Annotated in this window: 19 protein-coding genes; 5 read left to right on the forward strand and 14 right to left on the reverse strand. The window is 52.4% G+C overall.

The features are described from left to right. Positions 1-75: 75 nt before the first annotated feature. Positions 76-1,710, reverse strand: coding sequence for an aminotransferase class V-fold PLP-dependent enzyme (locus tag Dvar_RS25200; RefSeq protein ID WP_419655879.1), 1,635 nt, complete (start codon positions 1,708-1,710; stop codon positions 76-78). A gap of 241 nt (positions 1,711-1,951) precedes the next feature. Between Dvar_RS25200 and Dvar_RS25205 the strand changes: the two genes are divergently transcribed. Together Dvar_RS25205 and Dvar_RS25210 are read left to right on the forward strand one after the other, a co-directional pair. Next, the gene (locus tag Dvar_RS25205) at positions 1,952-2,197 is read left to right on the forward strand and encodes a hypothetical protein (RefSeq protein ID WP_419655880.1); all 246 of its coding nucleotides are present in this window, start codon (positions 1,952-1,954) and stop codon (positions 2,195-2,197) included. 221 nt (positions 2,198-2,418) lie between these two features. Then, a complete protein-coding gene (locus tag Dvar_RS25210) occupies positions 2,419-2,583 on the forward strand; it encodes a PEP-CTERM sorting domain-containing protein (protein ID WP_419655881.1) in 165 nt (54 codons plus the stop codon). Here Dvar_RS25210 and Dvar_RS25215 read toward each other — a convergent pair. After that, complete coding sequence (locus Dvar_RS25215; RefSeq protein ID WP_419655882.1) at positions 2,580-4,703, reverse strand: hypothetical protein; 2,124 nt, start codon at positions 4,701-4,703, stop codon at positions 2,580-2,582. The two genes, Dvar_RS25210 and Dvar_RS25215, sit on opposite strands and share 4 nt — an antisense overlap. Before the next feature lie 208 nt (positions 4,704-4,911). On the opposite strand from Dvar_RS25215, the gene Dvar_RS25220 reads away from it, so the two are divergent. After that, complete coding sequence (locus tag Dvar_RS25220; RefSeq protein WP_419655883.1) at positions 4,912-5,172, forward strand: hypothetical protein; 261 nt, start codon at positions 4,912-4,914, stop codon at positions 5,170-5,172. A 412-nt stretch (positions 5,173-5,584) separates the two neighbouring features. After that, complete coding sequence (locus Dvar_RS25225; protein WP_419655884.1) at positions 5,585-6,319, forward strand: FadR/GntR family transcriptional regulator; 735 nt, start codon at positions 5,585-5,587, stop codon at positions 6,317-6,319. A gap of 18 nt (positions 6,320-6,337) precedes the next feature. Here Dvar_RS25225 and Dvar_RS25230 read toward each other — a convergent pair whose 3' ends face one another. From Dvar_RS25230 to Dvar_RS25240, 3 genes are read right to left on the reverse strand one after another with little or no spacing between them, the layout of a single operon-like run. Next, the gene (locus Dvar_RS25230) at positions 6,338-7,036 is read right to left on the reverse strand and encodes a hypothetical protein (RefSeq protein WP_419655885.1); all 699 of its coding nucleotides are present in this window, start codon (positions 7,034-7,036) and stop codon (positions 6,338-6,340) included. Then, positions 7,033-8,352 (reverse strand): tetratricopeptide repeat protein, encoded by a 1,320-nt coding sequence (locus Dvar_RS25235; RefSeq protein ID WP_419655886.1) that lies wholly within the window; start codon positions 8,350-8,352, stop codon positions 7,033-7,035. Before Dvar_RS25235 ends, Dvar_RS25230 begins: the two co-directional genes overlap by 4 nt. 21 nt (positions 8,353-8,373) lie before the next feature. Further along, on the reverse strand, positions 8,374-8,550 hold the full coding sequence (locus tag Dvar_RS25240; RefSeq protein WP_419655887.1) for a hypothetical protein: 177 nt from the start codon (positions 8,548-8,550) through the stop codon (positions 8,374-8,376). Positions 8,551-9,255: 705 nt separating this feature from the next. Here Dvar_RS25240 and Dvar_RS25245 point away from each other — a divergent pair. Beyond that, positions 9,256-9,639 (forward strand): VOC family protein, encoded by a 384-nt coding sequence (locus Dvar_RS25245; RefSeq protein WP_419655888.1) that lies wholly within the window; start codon positions 9,256-9,258, stop codon positions 9,637-9,639. 305 nt (positions 9,640-9,944) lie between these two features. On the opposite strand, the gene Dvar_RS25250 is transcribed toward Dvar_RS25245, so the two are convergent. The 9 genes from Dvar_RS25250 to Dvar_RS25290 form a co-directional block, all read right to left on the reverse strand. Then, positions 9,945-10,334, reverse strand: a complete 390-nt coding sequence (locus tag Dvar_RS25250; RefSeq protein ID WP_419655889.1) for a hypothetical protein — start codon at positions 10,332-10,334, stop codon at positions 9,945-9,947. A gap of 256 nt (positions 10,335-10,590) precedes the next feature. Next, on the reverse strand, positions 10,591-10,773 hold the full coding sequence (locus tag Dvar_RS25255; RefSeq protein WP_419655890.1) for a hypothetical protein: 183 nt from the start codon (positions 10,771-10,773) through the stop codon (positions 10,591-10,593). A 131-nt stretch (positions 10,774-10,904) separates the two neighbouring features. Further along, positions 10,905-11,933: an ATP-binding protein gene (locus tag Dvar_RS25260; protein WP_419655891.1), complete on the reverse strand. Its 1,029-nt coding sequence runs from the start codon at positions 11,931-11,933 to the stop codon at positions 10,905-10,907. A gap of 27 nt (positions 11,934-11,960) precedes the next feature. After that, positions 11,961-13,991 carry a PhnD/SsuA/transferrin family substrate-binding protein gene (locus Dvar_RS25265; protein WP_419655892.1) on the reverse strand — a complete coding sequence of 677 codons (2,031 nt, stop codon included), beginning with the start codon at positions 13,989-13,991 and terminating at the stop codon, positions 11,961-11,963. Between the two features lie 354 nt (positions 13,992-14,345). Then, entirely contained in the window at positions 14,346-15,908 is a 1,563-nt protein-coding gene (locus tag Dvar_RS25270; protein WP_419655893.1) for an FAD-dependent oxidoreductase, read from the reverse strand. A 245-nt stretch (positions 15,909-16,153) separates the two neighbouring features. Then, positions 16,154-17,812, reverse strand: a complete 1,659-nt coding sequence (locus Dvar_RS25275; RefSeq protein ID WP_419655894.1) for an adenosylcobalamin-dependent ribonucleoside-diphosphate reductase — start codon at positions 17,810-17,812, stop codon at positions 16,154-16,156. A 46-nt stretch (positions 17,813-17,858) separates the two neighbouring features. Further along, on the reverse strand, positions 17,859-18,854 hold the full coding sequence (locus tag Dvar_RS25280) for a sodium:calcium antiporter (RefSeq protein WP_419655895.1): 996 nt from the start codon (positions 18,852-18,854) through the stop codon (positions 17,859-17,861). Then, the gene (locus Dvar_RS25285; RefSeq protein WP_419655896.1) at positions 18,851-22,120 is read right to left on the reverse strand and encodes an efflux RND transporter permease subunit; all 3,270 of its coding nucleotides are present in this window, start codon (positions 22,118-22,120) and stop codon (positions 18,851-18,853) included. The genes Dvar_RS25280 and Dvar_RS25285 overlap by 4 nt, the downstream gene beginning before the upstream one ends. Then, positions 22,117-23,283: an efflux RND transporter periplasmic adaptor subunit gene (locus Dvar_RS25290; protein ID WP_419655897.1), complete on the reverse strand. Its 1,167-nt coding sequence runs from the start codon at positions 23,281-23,283 to the stop codon at positions 22,117-22,119. Before Dvar_RS25290 ends, Dvar_RS25285 begins: the two co-directional genes overlap by 4 nt. Between the last annotated feature and the right edge of the window lie 3 nt (positions 23,284-23,286).

Genomic DNA, 23,286 nt, shown 5'->3' on the forward strand with positions numbered 1-23,286 from the left:
GTCTCCTGCAGCACGGCGCTTGGACTCCACGACCAATACCTCACCCTTGCTGTTTTCATATTTTTACCTGCACCCTTATATTAGCTTCAGCGTAGGCGCAATGCGGTTCAAATAAATGGCCTCCTGTTCGTCCAGAATGGCGTTTAGTATTTCTTGGTTCGTACGCAGATTCATGAGCACCGCGCGCAGCACCACGGTGTCAGGCTGGCCGGATCGCCGCAACGTGGTGCGGGAAACAAAACTGTTGCCGGCCTCACGCTGCATTCGTTGGACTTTGATATTTATCTTATTCAACAGTCGCAATCGTTCTTGATCATTGACCGTTTGCTTTGAATCCTTGGATTCGCGTAGCGCCTCCGGTACAAGGCGGTAAGTCAGGATGTTGAGTTCCGGCGCAGTGATGAGTTCAAACATAGGACGGCGCTTGATTTCTTCAGCAAAAGCCTGGGCGATTTCAATACCGTGATCAATGAGCAGCGCGTATCCACCGGAACCCATAATGTCCAACGCACTTCCCAGGACCAGCGACGTTGCCGAACGCGATCCTGCCAAAGAGCGAATTCCCAGATCGACCGACCCCGGGCGGTTAATGTAAGCGGCATGATAGGCCACCGCATCCATGGCTTGGGGATCCTTAAAAAACACCATGCCGTTGGTCATGGGCAGGTAGAATTGTTTATGTCCGTCAATGGTAACCGAATCCGCCAACTCAATGCCTTTGAGCAACCCGCAATAGTTTTCCGACAGCAATACCGGCCCGCCCCAGGCCGCATCCACGTGAAAGTGCACGCCGAACTCGCGGCACAGCCCGGCAATCTTGGGCAGGGGATCCACAGTTCCCGTTTCCGTGGTACCGGCAATTCCGATAACCGCCATGACCGAGGTTTCCGGATCCCGGTGATGATCCTTGAGCATGCGCTCGAGCACGGTAAGATCCACACGGTTGGCGCTGTCCACGGGAATCGGCGTCACCGCGTCATAGCCCAGACCCAACACACCGGCGGACTTGCGGATAGAGTAGTGTCCGAGTTCAGAAACCAGAATCGTCAGTTTGCGCAGGCCACGGTCGTTAAGGGCTTTGGCCACGCCGTCGCGTTCGGCGCCGGCGTAGCCCGATGTAGCCGGCAACAGACGGTTGCGGGCCACCCAGAGAGCGGAAAGGTTGGCCAGCGTACCGTCTTCCACAAAAGAGCCCAGGGTGCTTTCGGGCTTCTGGATGTGTGTATCATAGAAGGTGTCGTCAAAATTGAACAACAGCCGGTGAACCTTGGCAAGCACCTGCCGTTCGTACACACTGACCACCTTGGAGGTCTCCAGTTTTACCGGATTCTGGTTCAGGGCGGCAACGATGGTGCTCAAGTGAACCATGAAAAAAGGAATCGCCGAGGTCATGTGACCGATAAAATAGGGAGAGGAAATGTTGACCGCCTGCGGGGCGATCTCTTCGATGATTTCGGCGATCACATCGGCCAGTTTTTTAATCGGCGTGCGCGCGATTGTCGACGCGGTGAACTGCTCGGCAAGTTCTTTCAAGGGGATCTCTTCGGTGATTCCCACATGCCTTCCTAAAAAGTCATGCAGGCCAAACAGGATCTGTTCCATATATTTGGTAAGCACATTGCGGGATTGCTCGTTCTCCGGCTTGTGGAAGATTCGCTCCAGGGCTTGGTAATCAGCGACCAGTTGAGGACGGCTTTTTTGCGTTGTCATTAAAAATACCTCGTTTGAAATTCAGTTCGCGCCATCCGGCGGATACACCGAAGGAAAACATTGTAAAAGCATGGTTTCCCCCAATGTTGCAACATCGGGGGACAGTCACCAGGTTCATGTGATGATGCTCACAAGCTTTCATTGGCCATTATGCTATAGATTTGATCCGTACCCCATTTTCAGATCGGCTACAACAACGATGTCAAGGAAAACGCTTGCCCGCTTTTTAAAGGAGGAACCGATGGAACGCTTTACATGTCTTTTTTTTCTGTTATTTTTGTTGGCCACGCCATCGAATGTCATGGCAACGCCGATTTTATTTTTTCAAACGGATTTTGAGCGTTGGTCATTACCATTCTTGTCCAAGAAAAATTTTGTAAAATCCATCGATCACTTTCAATGGGCAAAGATTTGGCAACAGGCATTGGAAGCCTGGCCGTTTGGATGGCAAAAGAAAAACTGGGCTTGTTTTATGCGACGGGTATGAACGGTTTTCAATTCGCCCCCCGATTCAATGGGGCCAATTGGACGATGGTTGAAGACGCCGGCATTGGAACTGCGCTTTACTATAAAATGTGAGAAACAGGCCATCTGGACGGGCGCTTCGATTACCAGTGGGTGGGTTTTGATAACTCACTGCCACCGACGAACCTTCTGGAAAACAGGGCATGGTCTATTTCACTTGACAGTGAAAATAAGACGGGGCCTGTGGGAAACGATTCATGTACGGCAACCCGTGAATCTGAAGTTGAAAAATCTTTATTTGTCCGGGTTCCGGAACCCACCACAATCATCTTGTTGGGCATTGGCCTGCTTGGATTGGCTGGATCTTTAAGAAAAACATTCAAATTTAATCAGACAACGATGGTTTAAATGGGCACAAAAATCATACAGATTACATCATTCACATAGCCATCGTCCCGCTTGTATTCCCGGTAACCGTCAGAGACCTGCAGTCCCAACGCATAGCATCGCCCTTCCAGATCCATAATCGTCGATTCGCGCTCGCCCTTTTTGTATCTGAACAAGCCATCCTTGAGTGGCAACTGGCTTCCAACCGGATAGTCAGGGTTGGTAGAAGAGATAACGGTTTTCCGGCGGTCAGTAAAAACACTGAAACTGCCCGGCAAAACCTGCTTTTTTTCATCCCTTGGCAGGACATCGGTCAGCATGGCCTGAAATTGGGGTTCGGCATCGAACACGATTTGAATGACGCCCACAGTACGTCGCTCGTCTTCGGGATCTCTCACGGCGGTGCTATAGATATAGGTGGCGCGACCGCCATAAAGCGGTGTGGGCAGAAATTCGGAAACGCAATAGTCCCGGCTGGACGAAAGCCTCAGTGCCCGGCGGACAAAATCGCTATCCAGTTTCGTGCCCACAATATCCTGGCCCACAGCCAGCCCGTCATCCAGAACATGCTCGGACAGTTCTTCCGGCGGGTTGGACACAGCGATGACCACGCCTTGTGGATCAGCCAGTACCAACCGCAGATAAGGCGTGTAAAGGTTGTTGATGTACTGCAGGTTGGCGGTTAACGCCTGACGTTCGGCATCACTCAACGGCTGGCTTTGATGTTGGGTCAGAAGCTGGCGGAACATCGGCGTCAGCGCCCACCAACAGACATCGTTTGCCCGCTCATAGAGGTTGCGGTCGGCGATGTTGTTGCCCTGAAAGGAACGGAACTGAACATCGTTGAACAGTGATGTCACAATGGTTTCCTGAAGATTCTGGATGGCCGCATTAAAAAGGTCGTCAATCTCTTCGCCGATCCATTTCACGTATTGGAGAACCTCCACGAAGGTCTTGTTCTGGAATTTGGTGGCTTTGACCCGGCCGTTGATGCTGTCCAGCTTCATGTCGTCCAGCAGTTCCTCGGACGCATGTTTGATGGATGAAAGCTCCCCGGAAAATTCCTGAAGACTGTTCACCAGTGCCTTGTCCAGAGCGTCACCGGACCGCTGCGTCTTAAATGCGACCTCGATATCGATCATGGCCATGGCATACCAAGTCAGCCCGTAAAACCCTTGATACCCATCCGTTGCCACCATACTGGCCAGGTATGTCCGCCCATTGAACGTCAGGAATCTGAAGTCGGCGTCCAAATCAACGTTAATTTTTTTTGCCGGCGGCAAAACGTTGACATTGCTGGCGCACATGACGGTGCCGTCAGCGTCGAGAATGGCGACGATGATCTGTGGATTGCCCTGATTCAGATCCTTGAATATGCCGGTCATCTCATCCTCGAAATCAAAGCACAGGCACAACGTGCCCAGTGCCGCATGCAGATCGGGATCCTCGATTTTCTGCGAGTAGATCAGGGATTTTCCATAACCGGGCCGCAGGTCTGTGTCCCGATAGGTCTCGACATATTTATCCTCGCTCAGGTGATGATGAAGGTCGATGGCCTGGGTCTTTTTCAGCAAGGCATCGGTCGATTGCCTGGCGGTGTTGCGCGCATCCAGATTGGCCTGGACCCGCCCGGCCTCATCCAGCACCAGAATATCGTTGTAAACGGTATATTCGTACTGATAATCGGCAAGCCGCTGTCGAATAGATTCAGCTTTCCGGGCGATCAGATCCGGCTCTTCTCCCGCTTTGACCTGTTTCAGAAAACCGACGATTTCGGCGTCCGTGGCCAGATAACCAACGTCGGCAGTGCGTTCGAAAAGGTTGCGTTTGAGGATGTTGATGGCAAACTTGGCCGCATCCGTGACCTCGAAAATGACCTTCTTGGCCATCTCGAAAAGAATCGCATCCACCAGCCGTCCTTGAATTTCACCGTACTTGGTCATGGTAGAACGCATGTCCTGAATGAGCGGCGTGAATAACCGGGCCGCTTCAACAGGCATGCATCCCGTCTCTATCGAGCCGGCGGTGATAGCGCCGACCCAACGATTATTGATGGAGCGGAATTTATCGATATAACGGTTGACAACGGGGATGGATTTAATCAGCCTGTCTTTGTTATTTTGAATAATGGTCGGGTCCATGGATAGTTCTGTGCTCCGATTCATCAGACAATTTGAATATTTCCGCAAACACCTGCAACACTCACCCAATGCAGCTTTTTTTCGGTCTTTTTATTGGATACTTTAACAATAATGTTGCAACAAAAATATTGTATTACATTTTTGTAATTTATTTCACAACGTTTTCAAATTCCATTTGCTAATGCTACAAAAAAAGGAGAAAAAGGAAATGATGGATCCTACAAACATGCTCAAGCAAATGGTAAGTTTCAACAAGGCCGCTTTTGAGAACTCATTCAAGAGCTTCGTCCGAATGCAGGAACAGGCCGAGCAAATGACCATTGACCTGTGCGATAAGACCCCCTATTTTCCCGAAGCCGGCAAAGAGGCAATGGGCAGTTATGCTGCAGCACATAAAAATTTACATGATCATTTCTTTGCCGTGATGGATGACGGATTCAAGAAGGTGGAAGCGTATCTCGCTGACTGATAAAAAAGGATTGAGGTGTAAAGATCGATCCCAAAAATGAAATCTTCTCACCTCATTGACAAGTGGGTGAATCTTTAATAGTACAGATTAACATTTTCCCGTTAGGATAATCGATAGCACGACTCTCCATAGCGAGTAGACATCATGCGTTAAAAAATGGGATGCAGACGAAAAGGGTAGGTTAATAAAGTAGGCGGATTCTAAAACGTCAGCATCAGCACTGCGTGGAGAAAATAAACCTATCTTTTCGATAGGTTAAGAGTTGTTGTTTTATTCGTACAAGCCAAAACTATTTGGTCTTACATTTAATGGTCAGACCTTAATTGGCCTTACGTAATATATATAATTAATCTTGTCAACAACTATTTCTTCTGGTAGATAAAAGAGTCAGCCAAATCAACAATCAAGGGGAATGATGTTTTCTTTTCAGCCAATCAAACAATCCAACGCAACAGAAGAAGTTCTAGGGCAGTTGAAAGAGGCCATCCTCAGAGGGACGATAAAAGAGGGAGAGAAACTCCCATCGGAAAGAGAATTGTCCAGTTTTTTCAATGTTAGCCGGGGGGTGGTACGGGAAGCTATCCGCGGCCTTAAGGCCACGGGTTTTGTCGAAATCAAACAGGGGCCTCTTGGTGGGGCGTTTGTTAAAGAGATTTCTTTGGGGCTTTTAGAGACCGGATTTACTGATTTATTTTTTGCAAATAAACTATCGATTGCCGAAATTTTAGACGTTCGTCAATACATTGAACCTGAAATTGCACGGCTGGCGGCATTAAATGTTAACGATCAATACCGGAAGAAACTGGAAATTGCTCTGGCTCAGGAATATCAACCGTTTGAATCGCCCGACGACCTGTTGAACAAACTTACAGCGGTTCATTTCATCCTTGCAGAAATGTGCGGGAATCGGCTCTTCGAGGGAATGATTTCTGCGATTATTTCGCTGAACCACCGAATTATTAAATCATTATTGGAAGAGCTGTTGAAAGGACATGGTATTGGGGAGCATGATGAAATTGTCAAAGCCGTTATCGCTGGTGATGCGGAAGCCGCCCGGAAGGCCATGGCGCGCCACGCGTCGAACTTTAAACGGGTATTTCTTGAATTAGAGGAATCTGAAGGGTGGTTGTGGAACCCTAAGTTTTAAAAACTGATCGTCAGCCATTCAGGTATTGATCTGATTCGAATCGAAACCGTTAACATTGGTATCGGGCGTTGTATTTTTGGGGTCCTTCAGCTCTTTCATCAAATTGTCCAATTGCCTGCGAACCTCCGGCGCCATATCCTCCATCTCTTTGATCACCCCATCCATCCATTTGATGAACTCATCATGGTGTTCCTGTCCAAACGCCTTCAGATTATCGATGGTCTCCTCGGAAAGCCTGCTGGCCGACTCAAGGATATCCTTGACCATTTTTTTATAATGTTCCGTCCATACCGCAGCAGCTCTTTTTTCCAGACATGCTGTTTCGAATCGGTAACCACGATACCCCTGAAATTGATGGCCGCTTTTAATAATGGGCCGGTTTTCCATGCAGTTTTTAACAAGCAGACATTTACGATCATTATCCATTTTGTCGGCTGCGATGGTAAACACAGCCGATTCGTTGATCTGTTTTTTATGGTCACTGTAAATTTTGGCTTTGATGGTCCCTTGTCGGGGCACTTTCGATTGAGCCGTTGTGACTTCGCCAATGACCTGACCACTCATATAGACCTTGTCCTCCTTTTGGATGGCCTCAAGGTCGGATACTGATATTTCCACCTCAATTGCCGGCCAGAGAACGAAACTGCACCCATCCGTACCGACAAAGGCGATGCTTCCCAGAAAAACAGACAACGCTAAAAAGAAAAATCTTTTCACCTCTTACTCCTTATATCGGGAAATACCGGTGTTTTTTTTGCGACAATTAAAAACCCTTCGACATCCTTGCCCGACTGCTTTCTGATAATGGATTCGGATTTTTCCACGGGTTCTAATCCGTGGTGCCTCAGGCAATTTTCAATATATTCCTGAGTGTGGGCATAGCGGCCGCTGGGAAAGAGCTGGTAGCCGGTGCTGTTATCTTCCAGTTTCTCCACCGAAAGAGCAATGATTCCGCCGCAAACAAGATTCGATGATATCGATTGGAAGATCGGATCCAAATTCCCGAAATAGACAAACACATCAGAGCTGTAGATAAGATCAAATGGTGTGGGAAAATCCCAGTCTTGAAGGATGTCAAAGACCATGAGCTCGTCGTAGATATTTTTCTCTTGAGCTTTTTGGAGCATTTTTGACGATACATCGACGCCGATTAGTGATTTTGCATAGGGCCGGTAGAATTGCGAGCCCAGACCGGTACCGCAGCCAAGATCAAGCACCACCATTTCTTTCGTCAGATATGGTGACACGAGATTAAACAGGAGTTCAGGGGTTTTGTACGCTAGTTCATTGACTAGGATCTTTTCAAAAGTGCCGGCACACTGATCAAAAATCCGGCTTACGTGCTGCGCCGGGACAGCATCGGGTGGTGTTGCTCTCCCCAGGCTTTGGAGCATGAATCTTGCCGCCTCGTCATCCGGATTGATCTCCAGCACTTTGTTGTATTGGCACTCGGCCTCCTTGAATTGCTCGAGCTTTTGCAAAGAAACCCCTAAATTGAAGTGGGCCGTCGTATAATCGGGTTTGATTTCAATGGCCTTTTTGTACGACCGTGAGGCATTCTCAATCAGATGAAACTCGTCCTGGGCAACGCCCAGGTTGTTCCATGCCTCCGCAAGATCAGGAGCAAATGCCACAGCCCGTCGAAAACAGGAGATGGCCTCATCCGGCTCGCCTACTTCCCGGTAGGCCACACCGAGATTGTTCCATGCCAAACCAAATCTGGGCTCCTGTTTAACAATGGCGCTGTAAATGTCTATGGCACCGTTGTAATCTTTTTCCACCTGCTTGAGCCGGCCCAGGTTATAGCATGCCGATAAATGGGGAGGATTAAGGTTGGCTGCTTTTTCAAAAACCTTTTTTGCCTTATCCATTTGACACTGGTCCAAATACACGGTTCCGAGTGCGTTCAATGCCGATCCCGAATCTGGATTGTCCGTCAACATATATAGATAGGCTTTTTCCGCTTCGGCAAGCCGGCCTTCTTTATGAGCCAACGTCGCTTTCTTGAAACTGTCTTCGATATCGTCTTTCATGATCCTTAATGGAGTTATTTTTTAAAAAAAATCTTTACGGCTAACAGAGATAATGTCCTTGCCTTTGTTAAACGGGAGAATCGGAATGGAGGAATTCACTTCTCGAATAATCTGGAAATAAGTAACAAATGCAGCGATGGTGTATCGATGGCCGTCCCCACTTTGCAGCGTGCCCAGATGGGCGACGCCTTCAAACATGCCCTGAGCACCAATGGTTGCACGCTTTTGCAGACACCAGTTATCCTGCCCTTATCGTAGATATACCCCAACAAGTTTTGCTTGGTAAAAACATCCAGCAGCTGGTGCCCGGTTATCTCAAAGAATCTGTCTCGCGTCAGTTTTTGAGCTTTTGGCGCAGTTAAATAACTGATCGCGGAGCAAGAAGACAGGGCTAAAATCATCAGTCCCATGCACACAAGTCGAAATAAATTCTGCATACCGATCCTTCTTCGCCAAAGAGGTATCGCCTCCAATTCATTCAAAATGATCAGAGCTATAACATAGCCCCGTTAAAGTATAAACCCCCTTGAATCCAGGTTACCGTCTACAAAACCGCATGTCGTTTTTTGATGATAGATGCTATCCGTATCTTCTCATCCATAGGCGGACATCTAAAAATCCCCATCAAGAAAAAGACCTGGCACCATGGCCCATTGTTACGTTTTTGTATTTTCCATCTCAACCGCATACGATTTTTTTTACCGGGTTTACAAACTGCTGCAGACCAACTAAAACGGAGGCCGTCGTCATTCGTCATCGTTCATTTTCCGTTCAGGCGATCACATTTTCCATGATGGTGATACCCGATGTTGATGCTGGCCGAAGAAACCGTTTACGAAGAGGAAATCAAAAAAACGAATTGATCATTCAATCCAAAACCAATTCCATCACACAGGAAAAACCATGACTTACCGATTCCACCACATCCACCTGCTATGCAGCAATCTTGAGCACACGATCGACTTTTTTACTCAAACCCTTGGCGCCCGGTTGGTCGCCCGCCCGAAATTCGGCGGAGCCGAGGGAGCCTCTCTTGATCTGAATGGCACGATCATCAATCTCAGGGTCGCCGGGGATAACGAAACTGTCAATGCAAACGCAACGATGCCCGTTTACGGCTACCACCATATGTGCGTCCAGGTCGACGATGTGGATGCCGCTTATCAGGAACTCACCGATAAAAATGTTGAATTTCTCGTTACCCCCCGCAATACGCCCGACAACCTGCGCGTGGCTTTTATTAAAGGACCGGATGGCATTGTGATCGAGGTATTACAACACCTTTAAGCAGGATGGGCATAGATAGTGCCCATCCAGAAATGGCCAATTTGCCCGATATCGGCGTTGCGCGAAAAATTTAATCCTCGGAATATCAACTATATGCCTGTGGTTAAATTTTTCGGGCGCCTTGATCTCAACCAAATTTGCCTATTTCTGGATGGACACTATATATGATATCTTCGCCATCCACTATTTCCCGCTTGACGGGCGCGATCTGCTTCGCGCCCGTTATAGGCCCTTAATAATTATTAGCACAATAAAAGCAATCATTACCAAAAAATCATTGCCACCTTTTCAATTGAAAAGGTCCATTAGCGTCCTTCTCCGTATTCTTTTAGTAAGCTTTTTAACCCTTCTGGGTCACAAGATTTTAATTTATCTAAAATTTGCTTTGCATTTTTTTTAACGCGTATTTCTTTTGAGGCTTTTATCTCTTCTACTTTGACTTGTAGTTCCTTAAGCGCTTCTAATGTTTTAATATTTTTACCATTTAGATCGAGTTCATCTACCATGGATAATAGCACTTCTGTAAGCATACCAATCTGTTTGCCATAAGAAGCAACTTTTAAAAAAACCTCTTTCTCTATTTCACTATCACCGACTTCTGAGTCGATAGTACCGAAAAACCAGTCAGGTTCGATTCTTTGGTTTACATTTCCACTCAGTGGGAAATTGAAATTAGATTGTAGCCAGGGTAACATTGAAGCCTCCTTATCTAAAAATCATCATTTTTGTTTTTCGCTTCGATCATATTCCTGCACACCTACCAGATACAAACTGCATGGCTCTGGTGATAAGATTAACGATTGTCGCTTGTAGAATGAGTGAAACAGACAACAGTGCCAATCCACGGCGATGCCGATATTGGATCGGTTTTTCAAAAAAGTGTGCAAACAACTGGGTATTAAAAGAGTATACAGGCCATTAGATATAGTGGTTGATATTTTACTGTCGCTTTTAGTATCGTTTTTCTGACTTTCCCTCGTGCTCGTGCTCAGCGCAGCGGTGCTCGTAATCGTCATTTGCATCATACTCGGCTTGCGATTCCGCAACACCATCGAATTTCATCGCCAGCCGAGTCAGCTCGGTTCCCAGTCGGTAAACGTCAAGTCGATCATGGTCAAATATGGTTTCGGTCATTGAAGAGGCTCTTCGATTACGAGCACGAGCACCGCCGTTAGCGGCTGAGCACGAGCACGATCTATTGCATAAGCCTGAACATGAAGACATTCAAAAAGTCGTCTTAATACTACCGCTCACCTTGGCTATCATTATTGTGTCGCCTTAACAGGCTGATTCGGATCCTCAAGCACCGCACGAATAGCCGTGGCCATTTCCTGGGTGATCACCGGTTTCTTGACCAGCCCCTGAATGCCCAGGGCCTGGCATTTTTCTTCGTTGATCTGATCGCTGAAGCCGGTACAAATGATAATCGGAATCTCGGGCCGAATGTTTCGGATCTTGTCGGCAAACTGCAGGCCGTTCATATTGGGCATGGTCATGTCGGAAATGACCAGGTCAAAGGACGCGGGATTGTTTCTGAATACCCGCAGGCTGTCAAGGCAATTGGTCTGAGCAGTTACAGAATATCCAAGCCGTTTGAGCATCACTTTCATCATCTTGGCCACGCCCTCTTCATCATCAACCAGAAGAATACGTTCGGCGCCGCCCCGAATCGGTCGAATATCACCGCCGTGTTGTTCTGCCGCGTCCATCTCGACGATGGGTAGATACACATCAACTCGGGTTCCTTGACCGGGCGCGCTGCGGATACGCACATCCCCCTTGCAGTTATTGATGATTCCCTTGACCGCGGCCAGGCCGAGCCCCGTTCCCTTGCCTTTCTCCTTGGTCGTGAAATAGGGATCAAAAACTTTGTCCAGAATCTGTTTATCGATGCCGCACCCCGTGTCGGCAACCGTCAGGCAGGCATACTGGCCAGGCAACAGTAAAGGAGAAAGACGGTGATCGAAATCGAGCTGAATCTGCTTGAGGGTGACGTTGAGCTTGCCACCGTTTTCCTCCATGGCATGGTAAGCATTGGTGGCCAGGTTCATCACAATTTGATGGACCTGCGTCGGATCGGCGACGACCATCTTGCAATCCGGATCGATGTCCTGTTTGATATCGATGGTGGTGGGGATTGACGAACGCAGCAGTTTGAGCACCTCCTTGACAATCGGTTGCAGATTCAGCGGTTTGATTTCCGTGTCTTTTTGGCGGCTAAACGCCAGGATCTGGGCGACCAGATCCTTTGAACGCAGCGCGGCCTTGAGGATTTGGTACGCATATTTCTGCATCGGATTATCGGCTGGCAGATCCTGTTTTCAAATTTCCGCATAGCCAATCAAGGGAGAGAGAATATTGTTAAAATCATGGGCGATCCCGCCAGCCAGCGTTCCGATAGCTTCCATCTTCTGCGCCTGCTGAATCTGCCGTTCCAATTGCTCCTTGGATTCCTCAGCCTGCCTGCGTTTAGAAATATCATTCACCACGCCTTCGTAATGCATCGCTCGGCCGTATTCATCAAAATAGGCGCGCGTGCTGTTGGTAATCCATAACGCCGACCCGTCTTTGCGTTTGATTTTTGTTTCAAAATCGTTCACCATCCCGTCGCGCTGAAGAATCGACTGGAATCGGCGGCGATCCTCCGGTTCCATGTAAAACTGCTGACCTATATCGGAGACGCCGTTAATGAGTTCATTGGGATGGTCATAGCCCAGCATTTTGGCAAAGGCCGCATTGGCGCCTAAAAAACGCCCTTCCGGAGTGCTTTGAAAAAAACCCACAATGGAGTTTTCAAAGATGCGGCGGTATTTTCCCTCGCTTTTGCGCAACTGTTCCACCGCATTCTTGCGCTCGGTGATGTCGCGGCAAGATTCGATGATTTTGACCACGTTAATGTCGTCATCAAAAATGGGCGCGGCAATAATTTCGACAAACCGTTTTTCTCCTTTATCATTACAGTGAATGTGCTCCAATCTGACCGGGCGTTTGGTTTCAAAGATCCGTTCCAACGGACATGGGTGATTCTCACCGCTGCAAGGGTGATCGCTATCATGACTGACCCGATGGCATGTCAGCCCGTTTTTAACCGGGTCGCGCGTGCCAGCCATGGCCAGTACGGTTTGGTTGGCCAGAGCAATGGTATAATCCTTATTGATCACCATCAGCGCTTCTGGAAACCCATCGACGACCGTTTGCAAAAATGCCTGGGCGCGTTCGCGCTCCTGTCGAGCCAGCATTGACTGCTTAAGGCGTGATTTAAGCTGCAGGGCGTAAAAGCCGCTCACCACAACGATGGCCAGCATGATGTACACCCCCAGCAACCAGAGCCAATACTGCTGCCAGAAATCCGCCACGGAAACCCGGCCGAAATCCTGATAGGGTGGCAGCCGAAGGTCCATCAGGCACTCGTGCACCGGCTGGTAGTTTTGGGGGATCGTCCACCCGCCATATTTACCGGAAATGGCTGCCGGATTGGACGCGGGCATGCGCATTAAGGCCACGGCTACCTGTTTGGCCAGATCGCTGTCCGTATGACGGGCTTTTGCAAAAGGCCATTCCGGATAATGCCGTGTGGAATGCAAAAAGCGAACATTGCCGTCGCAAGGGCGATGCAGGTTGATCACTTTGAATTGCTGCAGTACGATTTTCCCTTCCAATGCCATCCGTTCCAATGTATCGCTTCTCACGCAGCCCGCATCGATTATCTGATCACGCACCGCATAAACCACCGCATCATGGGTTCCGCCATAGCTTAATCGTTTGAAATCGCGATACGGATCAATGCCCTGGGCTTTCATCGCACGCCACTGCATATGCCAGCCCCCCATTGACCTTTTGTCAACAGCCATCACGGTTTTGCCACGCAGGTCGTTCAATTCATTGACATCCGATCGATCCATGCGGGCAACCACCACCCCGGCAAACAGGGCATGGGCCGCTTTATCCGAATCAAGGTTATTCAAGGTGGCGATTCGCGTAACGCCGAAGCGGACCTCCAATTCAACATAAAACGATGGATTGGCGAAGATAAAGTCAACGGTTTGGTTTTGAATGGCGTTGAAAATTTGATCGAAGTCCAGGGGCAGGATAGAAAATGAGAATTCAGGGATCTGCTCTGAAAGGTATGCGGCCGTTGGTCCCCACTGGTAAAGACATTGCTCCCTGCCCCGTTTGGCCAGGACCCCGATTTTTATCGAGTCGCGCCCGTCTAAAAATTCATCGCCGGGTTGCAGGGTGCCAACAGGCAGGTGATTGTCCTCAATCGGTTGCTTTGCGTCAAGCCGGGCATAAGAAGCCGTAGCCACTACCCATGCCAAGGCCATTAGCAGGATAAAGCCGATCTTGTTCACCTTTTTCATCCCTGTTGGTTGCGTAACCGATCGTGGGGGGAATAACGGTATACGCCCCATATCAAAACTCCATCCATATAAAAATGCATCATGATTGGTGAATGGTGAAAACGCCGGATATCGGTAAGCGAAGCGGCATCAATCCCAGGGCAGGATTTTCATTGGCTGTTGCGGGTGCGATGGAATAGGAAAAAAGGAGAAACAACAGCTACAAGCGACGTGAATCAAACGGTTCGTCTCAATTGGTGCAGACAAAGCTGTTATCAAATTACACCGTTTTAATTATCATAATGGAAATACTTTGTGGATGACAAGGTTTTTCTACATATTTGAGACAGTTGGATAAAATTAGGATTAGTTTACAGGCAGATACCCTTTGGCCAGCTGGGTGAAGTCGTCGATCTGTTTTCTTTTCCAGGCACTGCCCTGCCCTAGTTCCCCAGCCATGAGATCGGCGACATCCGCAGCAGCCGCAAGGCTGGCGGCCACATCCAGAATCAGCGCACGGGTACGGCGGCTCATCACGTCTTCGAGTGTAATGGCCATTTCATTTCTGACCGACCAGATCACCTCGGCTTTGATATAAGGTAGATTGGGATGCAGTTTTTCGCCCATGCGTGAATCTTCGTCCACAATGCGCTGAACAAACATGGCATCCGAGCCAAAATCGCGCAGCGGATCATCAGTATCCATGTTTTTCAACCAGCCGTGAATGCGCAGCGTTGCCGTTGGGCAATCGATTTCAGGCAGCCCGGCGATCATGGCCGCCTGCTTGACCGTATCCTGGGCCATGCGACGGTAGGTGGTCCACTTACCACCAGTGATGGTAACTAGGCCGGACTGGGACACCTCCAGATGGTGGTCCCGGGAAATGGCCGCCGTCTTTTTGCCCTCCCCTGCCGCCACCAATGGCCGGATCCCGGCAAACACACAAAGGATATCCTGAGCAGTGGGATCCTCCACCATATATTTGGCTGCATGCTTGAGGATAAACGCGATTTCCGTATCCAGGGGGTGTGGTTCGAGGCTGGCCTGCGCTACCGGTGTATCGGTGGTACCCACCAGAACCCGGTCGTGCCAGGGAACGGCAAACAGCACCCGACCATCCTCGGTCTGGGGCACCATGATCGCCGTCTCACCCTTGAGGAATCGCTTGTCCAGAACCAGATGGATCCCCTGGCTGTGGGTAATGATCGGGCTAGCTTCGGGGGTGTCCATGTGCAGTATTTCATCGGTGAATATCCCGGTGGCATTGATCACCACCCGGGCGCGCACTTCATATTCCGATCCGTCCAGTTGATCCCTGATCATCACGCCGTCAACCATCTGGCCTGAATAGGTCAACCCGGTAACCTGCATGTAGTTGATGGGGATGCCGCCGGCATCGACAACGGACTGCGCCAGGTTGATGGCCAGGCGGGCGTCGTCAAACTGACCGTCGTGGTAGATGATACCGCCGCGCAAACGGTCCGGCTCAAGGGTCGGGATGCGTTCGAGCGTCTCTTTGCGGGAAAGCCATTTGGAGGCCCCCAGCCCCAAACGGCCGGCCAGCAGATCGTAAACTTTAAGTCCGGCGCCGTAAAAAGGGCCATTCCACCAATCGTAGTTGGGAACAATAAAAGACTGGTTATAAACCAGGTGGGGAGCGTTTTGCATGAGCAGCCCGCGTTCATGAAGCGCCTCAAGCACCAGGGACACATTGCCCTGCTGCAGATAGCGCACCCCGCCGTGAATCAATTTGGTACTGCGACTGGAGGTCCCCTTGGCAAAATCGTGCTGCTCCACCAGAAGGGTTTTGTACCCGCGGGCGGCTGCATCCAGCGCGCATCCCAGGCCCGTTGCCCCGCCACCGATCACGACCATATCCCAGTAGCCGTCATAACTTTTCAGTGTATTGATGCTTGTTTTTCGATCCATGGAGGACTCCGTAGTTAGGTGTTTAGCTGTTTAGGCCGAAGGCTGAAGGGCTGTTGGATCGCCCCGATTTTATAGGTGTTTAGCGGTTTTGGCTGAAGGGCTGTATGAATTCTGTCATTTGATAATCTATGGACCTTTATTCTTAAACGGATTCCCCAATTGTCTGCAATTGGTTTCATCTATGCCCTAAACCCCTTCAGCCCTCAGCCTACCCCCCTAATTTCCTTCAGCCTATCCCCCTACTTTCACGAACACTCCTCATTCTTAAGCGAACACGCCGACAGAATCTGATCCGGATGGGACTGGTCCCGATAGACAGTGATGCCCTTGAGGTTCATGGTGGTCGCGTTCATAAAAAGGTCCAAGATCTGGTCCGGGGTGATGGTTTCAGGCAGGTTCACAGTTTTGGAAACGGCGTTGTCCGTGTATTTCTGAAAGGCGGCCTGGATTTTCAGATGCCAATCCGGAGAAATATCCCAGGCGGTCTGAAAAATCGCCGGATCAATGGTCTTGCCCGCCTTTTGGTAGCTGGCATAAATCGGATGTACATCCGTGTAAATCTCACCTGCAATGCGACGCTGCACGTCAAAGGCGAACACCGGCTCCACACTGCTGCTCACCCCGGCAATCAGGCTGATGGTGCCGGTCGGCGCCACAGTGGTCAGGGTGGCATTACGGCGGTGCTTGATCCCCCTTTGCTGAAATACACTCTGGGGGAACCCGGGAAAGTTCCCCCGTTTTTGCGCCAGTTCAGCCGAGGCCGTCTCGGCTGCCTGTTTGATGGCCAGCATGATCGATTCGGCCAGTTGCACGGCACGCTCGCTCTGGTAGGGAATCCCGAGCAGGATCAGCATATCGGCAAACCCCATCACGCCCAAACCGATCTTGCGGTTGAGCCGGCTCCATTCCTCGGTTTGCGGAATGGGATGCCGGTTGACTTCCACCACATTATCAAGAAAGTGGACCCCCAAATACACCAGTGACGCCAGTTTCTGGTAGTCCACGGTCCCGTTTTCGATAATCCGGGTCAGATTGATTGACCCTAAAGTACACGACTCGTATGGCAAAAGCGGTTGCTCACCGCAGGGGTTGGTGGCCTCCAGCATTCCCAATTCCGGCGTGGGATTGGCCTTGTTGATGCGGTCAATGAAAAGGATGCCCGGATCCCCGGTTTCCCAGGCGCTGTCCGCCATCATGCGCAGCAGTCGCGTGGCTGATTTTCGCGCCACCACGGCACCGGTTCGCGGGTGGACCAAAGCATAGTCGCAATCTTTCCTGACGCAGGCGATGAATTCGTCATCCACAGCCACCGACAGATTGAAATTGCATAAAAGACTGCGGTCGCGCTTGGCCGTGATAAAAGCCTCGATATCCGGATGACTGACATGCAGCACGCCCATGTTGGCGCCGGGTCGCACCCGGTTCTTGTCAATCAGGTGGGTGGCCGAGTCGAACAGACGGATAAAAGAGACCGGTCCGCCGGTGACCCCCGAGGCGGGGAAAATGGTATCACCGGCAGGACGCAGCCGGCTGAAGGAAAAACCGGTTCCGCCGCCGGTGCGATGAATCAGCGCGGTATCCTTGAGGCTCTGAAAAATCGACTCCAGATTATCCTCCACCGGCAGGACAAAGCAGGCCGCCAACTGGCCCAGGGGCCGGCCGGCATTCATCAGACAGGGTGAGTTGGGCAGAAAGGCCAGCGTGGTCATGGCCTCCTGGAACCGGGCGGCGGTTTCTCCCACGGACGCTTGCGCATCAAACAGCCGGTCCGCTTCCGCGACCACCCAGGCCACCCGCGAAAACACGTCCGGCGGCGTTTCGATGATCTCCCCCCGGTAATTGCGGGCAAGATAGCGTTTTTTCATGACATCTTCAGCCAGGGGCGTAAGCTGGAGCGAATGCATGCAATCAACCTTTCGTGCTGTTGGTTTTCATTTGGCGGGTCGCGCGTTATCCGGGTATTACCAACGGACCCGCCGGCGCATAAACGGAAAAAAGCAGAAAACCGACATAAAGGCAATAGATCAGGATGGCCAGCCCCCCCTCCCAGCGGGCCATGATCCGTTCTTTGCCGGTGAACATGAAAACAAACAGCAAGACGCTGGCCGCCGTCATGACGCCCATGTCCACATGGTTTTGGGGCTCAAAGGGCAAGGGGTTCACCACCGCACTCATCCCCAGGACAAAAAACACATTGAAGATATTCGATCCGACCACGGTGCCCACGGCAATCTCCGCCTCCCCCCGCCGGACGGCCTGGACACAGGTGATCAATTCAGGCAGAGATGTTCCCACGGCGACCCCGGTCAGCCCCATGACCCCGCTGGGCATGCCCAGCATACCGGCCAGTATCGCGGCACCGTCGACGGTCATACGACCGCCAAAAAGCAGGCCGCAAAAACCGACGATGAATTTCAAGCCTGTCGGGCCATAGCGGACATGGTGCATGGCCGGACCATACGGCAACCCGGCAACCGGTGCGCCGATGGTGGCCGCATAGACCATGAAAACCCCAAAATAGCCTAAAAGGACCAGGCCGTCGCTGCGGTTGACGGCGGAAAAAAAGAAACTGTCAATGGCCATATCACCGGCCACCACCCACAGGACCACCGCGGCCAGCAGACTGAAGGGGATTGCTTTCCAGACCGTTTTCCTGGGGATGCGCAGTGGCCGGATCAGGGCCGATATCCCCAGGATCAATAGGATATTGGCGATGTTGCTGCCGATTCCATTGCCCAGGGCAATGTCCGTATCACCGCTTATGCTGGCGGCAATGTTGACAAACAGTTCCGGTGCCGAGGTGCCGAAAGCCACCACGGTCAGACCGACCACCATGGGAGAGATGTCAAGCCCCCGGGCCAGCCCGGCGGCCCCGTCCACAAACAGCCTAGCGCCCTTGATCAAGAGCGCCAGGCCGGCCAGCAGCAGCAACAAATAAAAGGTCATGCGGCGGTATGATCCGGTTTGGTTGGTCGGCCCGGGCCGCCATGGCCATGGGCAATTTCCCAGCGCTTATCCAAGAAATATAGGATCGGCACGGTCATGCGCGAAAAAAGCAGCGATGCCACCTCACCGGCCATCAGAGAAATGGCCAGTCCCTGAAAAATGGGATCGAACAGGATCACCGAAGCCCCCACCACCACAGCCGCGGCAGTGAGCATCATGGGCCGGAAGCGCACCGCTCCGGCATCGATAACAGCCTGATCCAGCGGCGCGCCTTCGGCCAGGCGCAGCTCGATGAAATCCACCAGGATGATGGAATTTCTGACCACGATCCCTGCCCCGGCGATAAACCCGATCATGGAGGTAGCCGTGAAAAATGCCCCCATGGCCCAGTGGGCCGGTAAAATGCCGATCAGCGAAAAGGGAATCGCCATCATGATCGTCACCGGGGTGGAAAAACTCTGGAACCAGCCCACCACCAGCACGAAAATCAGCACCAGTACCACGGCAAAAGCCAGCCCCAGGTCGCGAAAGACTTCATAGGTGATGTGCCATTCGCCGTCCCATTTCATGGCAAAGCGCTGGTCGGTCTCGGGCAGGGCCGCGGTGTGCTGCTCAATGTGATACCCCTCGGGCATGACAATGGCGTCGATCTTTTTTTGCAGCTCCAGGATCGCGTAAACCGGGCTCTCCTTGGCGCCGGCCACATCGGCGATCACGTAAACCACGGGCATCAGGTTTTTATGGTAGATGCTGCGGTCCACCAATGTTTTCTCGACGGTGACCAGATCGGAAAGGGTCACCATACGACCGCCGGCATCCTTGACATTGATCGATTTGAGCATTTCCAGCCCGGCCCGCATGGCCAGGGGCGGCTGCAGCACGATGGGTACGTCTTCCTTTTCCAGTTCCTGGTGCAGCAAGCCGGCCGTGGTGCCGGAAAGGGCGGTCTGCAGGGTCTGATTGACGTGGGCCACGCTGATGCCGTGCAGGGCGGCCTTTTCCTGGTCAACCTTGATCCGGTAACGGGTCTGCTCATCTTCCATGAACCAGTCCACATCCACGACCCCTTCGGTCTCTTCGAACAGGTCGCGAATTTTCAAGGCCAGTTCCCGCTGGCGTTCATAATCCGGTCCGTAGACCTCGGCCACCAGGGTCGAAATCACCGGCGGTCCCGGCGGCACCTCGGCCACTTTGACCCGGGCGCCATACCGCTCGGCAATGGCCTGCAGCGGGATTCTCACCCGTTTGGCGATCTCATGGCTCTGCTGTTTGCGATGGCCCTTCTCGGCCAGGTTGACCTGGATGTCCGCCTGATTGGGCGACTTGCGCAGGTAATAATGCCGCACCAGGCCGTTGAAATTGAAGGGACCGGCCGTGCCCACATGGATCTGATAATCAACCACCTCGTTGACCGTGGCCAGGTAGTCCCCCATTTCAAAGGCCACCGCGGCGGTGTCTTCCAGGGTGGCGGAATCCGGCATGTCCAGCACCACCTGGAACTCGCTTTTGTTGTCAAAAGGCAGCATCTTCACCTTGACCAGGCCCACGCCCACCATGGCCATGGCGCCCAGCAGCAGGACGGCCACGCCGATCAAAAACGACCAGCGCCACAGGCCATTGTGCAGCAGGTGGTCCATCACGTTACGATACAAACGGGTGGCCCAGTCCTCGGTGTCGTGTCCACCGCCATGGCCGTGGCCGCTACCGCTGCTTTTAAGCAGGCGCAAGGCCGCCCAGGGGGTCACGATAAAGGCCACGATCAGAGAAAAAACCATGGCTGCCGAGGCACCCACGGGGATGGGGCGCATGTAGGGTCCCATGAGCCCGCCCACAAACGCCATGGGCAGGATGGCGGCGATGACCGTCAGCGTGGCCAGAATCGTGGGGTTGCCCACCTCATCAACGGCTTCAACGGCGACGGTCAGCCGTGGCCGTTCCCTGTTCTCCGGTAGTCTCAGGTGACGAACGATATTCTCCACCACCACGATGGCATCGTCCACGAGGATACCGATTGAGAAAATCAAAGCGAATAGTGTGATACGGTTGAGCGTATATCCGTACAGATAGAACACCGCCATGGTCAGGGCCAGGGTAACCGGGATGGCAAAGGCCACCACACCGGATTCACGGTGCCCCAGGGTAAACCAGATCAATACGGTCACCGACACCACAGCGATCAGCATATGCCAGAGCAGCTCGTCGCTTTTCTCCTTGGCGGTTTCGCCGTAATGGCGGGTGATGGTCATGTGAACGTTATCGGGAATCACCGTGCCCTTGAGCCGTTCTACGCGTTCCAGGACCTTCTCGGCCACACTGATGGCATTGGTGCCTTTGCGTTTGGAAAGGGTCAGGGTAACCGCCGGATAGGGGGCCTTGGCGGTATCTTCGGGTGTGAGGCCTTTCTCACCCGCCGCCGGCCCGGTACCAAAGAAAACATAATTCTCGGGAAGCGGCGGGCCGTCAACCACCGTGGCCACATCCCCGAGATATACCGGTCGGCCCTGGTAGGCGGACACCACCACATTGCGCACGTCTTCGGCGGTCTTTAAGAAACCGCCCGTATGGATGATGATCTGCCCCTGGGTGGACGGATAACTACCGGCATCGGCCGCCTGGTTGGCGGCGAAAACCAGTTGGGAGACGGCCACCGGGTCCAGTCCGTAGCCGGCCATGCGTGCCGGATCGAGCTGCACTTCTACGCGCCGGCTCTCACCGCCGATCAGGGATGTGATCGAGACATTGGGTTCTCGTTTGGCCTGGTCTTCCACTTCGGCGGCCACCCGCCGCAAGAGGTAGGGTTCTACCTCTTCACTCCAGAAGGTCAGGGCCAGGATGGGAACATCGTCGATATAGCGCGGCTTGATCAGTGGCGGGGTAATACAGCAGGGAATGCGGTCCATGTTGGCCATCAGCTTGGACTGCAGCCGGACGATGGACTCCTCCTCATTCTGCCCGACCAGAAACCGCACCACGGTCATGGCCATACCCGGCATACTGGTCGAGTAAATGTATTCGACGCCGGGAATCTCCCAGAGCAGTTTCTCCATGGGCCGGGTCACGCGCTGCTCCACTTCGGCGGCATCGGAGCCGGGCATCTGCACGAAAATGTCGATCATGGGCACGATGATCTGGGGCTCCTCCTCACGGGGCAGCGCCACCACCGCAGCCATGCCCAACAGAATCGAGGCAATGATGATCAGCGGCGTCAACTTGGAATTGATGAAATAGTCGGCAATTTTTCCGGCAGGACCGTATGATTGGCTCATTTTGCAAACTCCACAGCAGATCCGTTGGTCAACTGAACGGGCGGCGCGGTCACCAGCCGGGTGCCGTCCGTTATACCCGAAATCACTTCCACCTGATCGGTGAATTGTCGTCCGGTGCGAATCAAACGAAAGTGGGCAATGTTTTTGTCATCCACGATAAACACGCCGGTCAGCTGCCCTTGCCGCACCACCGCCGAAGAAGGAATGCGTAACATCTGCTGCTGCCCGATGGTCAGCGGCACCCGGGCGAACATTCCCGAACGCAGGGCCTCCATGGATGGAACGCCGACCTGCACCACAAACGTACGGCTGCCCTGATCGCCTGCCGGCACAATCACATCCACGGTTCCGTCAATGTCTAAGGCCTGGATGGCCGGGATACGGACCTTGACCGCCTGTCCCGTGTGCACGGCACGGATATATGTTTCGGGAACCACCACATCCACGCGGTAGCCCCCTTCCCGCTCCAAGGTCAACAGCGGGGTGCCCGGTGCCGCCAGCGCACCGGCATCGGCCATTTTAGCCGTCACCTCGCCATCAAAGGGCGCCAGCACCTCAGCATCCTTGCGGGCCACCTGGGCCGATTCCACCGCTGCCCGGGCCTGGCTGACCCGGCTGCGGGCCGCCTCCACCATGGCTTCGGCCTGGGCCAGGGACGCCTGCGCCTGCTTGTACTGAGCGTCCACGGCTTCAAAGGCCTCCTGGGTGATGGCACCGCCAGCCAGCATTTTCTTGTTGCGGGCATAGGAAAGGCGGGCCTGCTGAGCGCCGGCTTCGGCGGCCGAGCGCGCGGAGATGGCACCGGTCTCGGCCTTTTGGGCAGCGGCCAGGGCCGCCAGGGCCTGATCCAGTTGGGCAACCACCTGGCGGTCATCCAGCACCACGAGCAGATCCTCTTTTTTGACCTGGTCGCCTTCCTTGACATTGAAGCGCTGGATGACGCCCATGAGTTTACTGGACACCGTGGCCGACAGCTTTGCTTTCACCGTGCCGACCGCCTCGTATACGATGGGCTGGTCGGCCTGGTGAATCTCCATTACCGGCGCGGCCACCGCCGGTCCCGGATTCTTTGGTGTCGTTCCGGGTTCAATTTTCTCCGAGCAACTCTGAGAAAAAAGCAGCAGCAAAACACCCATGATTGCCGGTAAACCAATTTTTCGCATGAT

Origin of the sequence: Desulfosarcina variabilis str. Montpellier, assembly GCF_048565275.1 — a bacterium.
Classification (GTDB): Bacteria; Desulfobacterota; Desulfobacteria; order Desulfobacterales; family Desulfosarcinaceae; genus Desulfosarcina; species Desulfosarcina variabilis.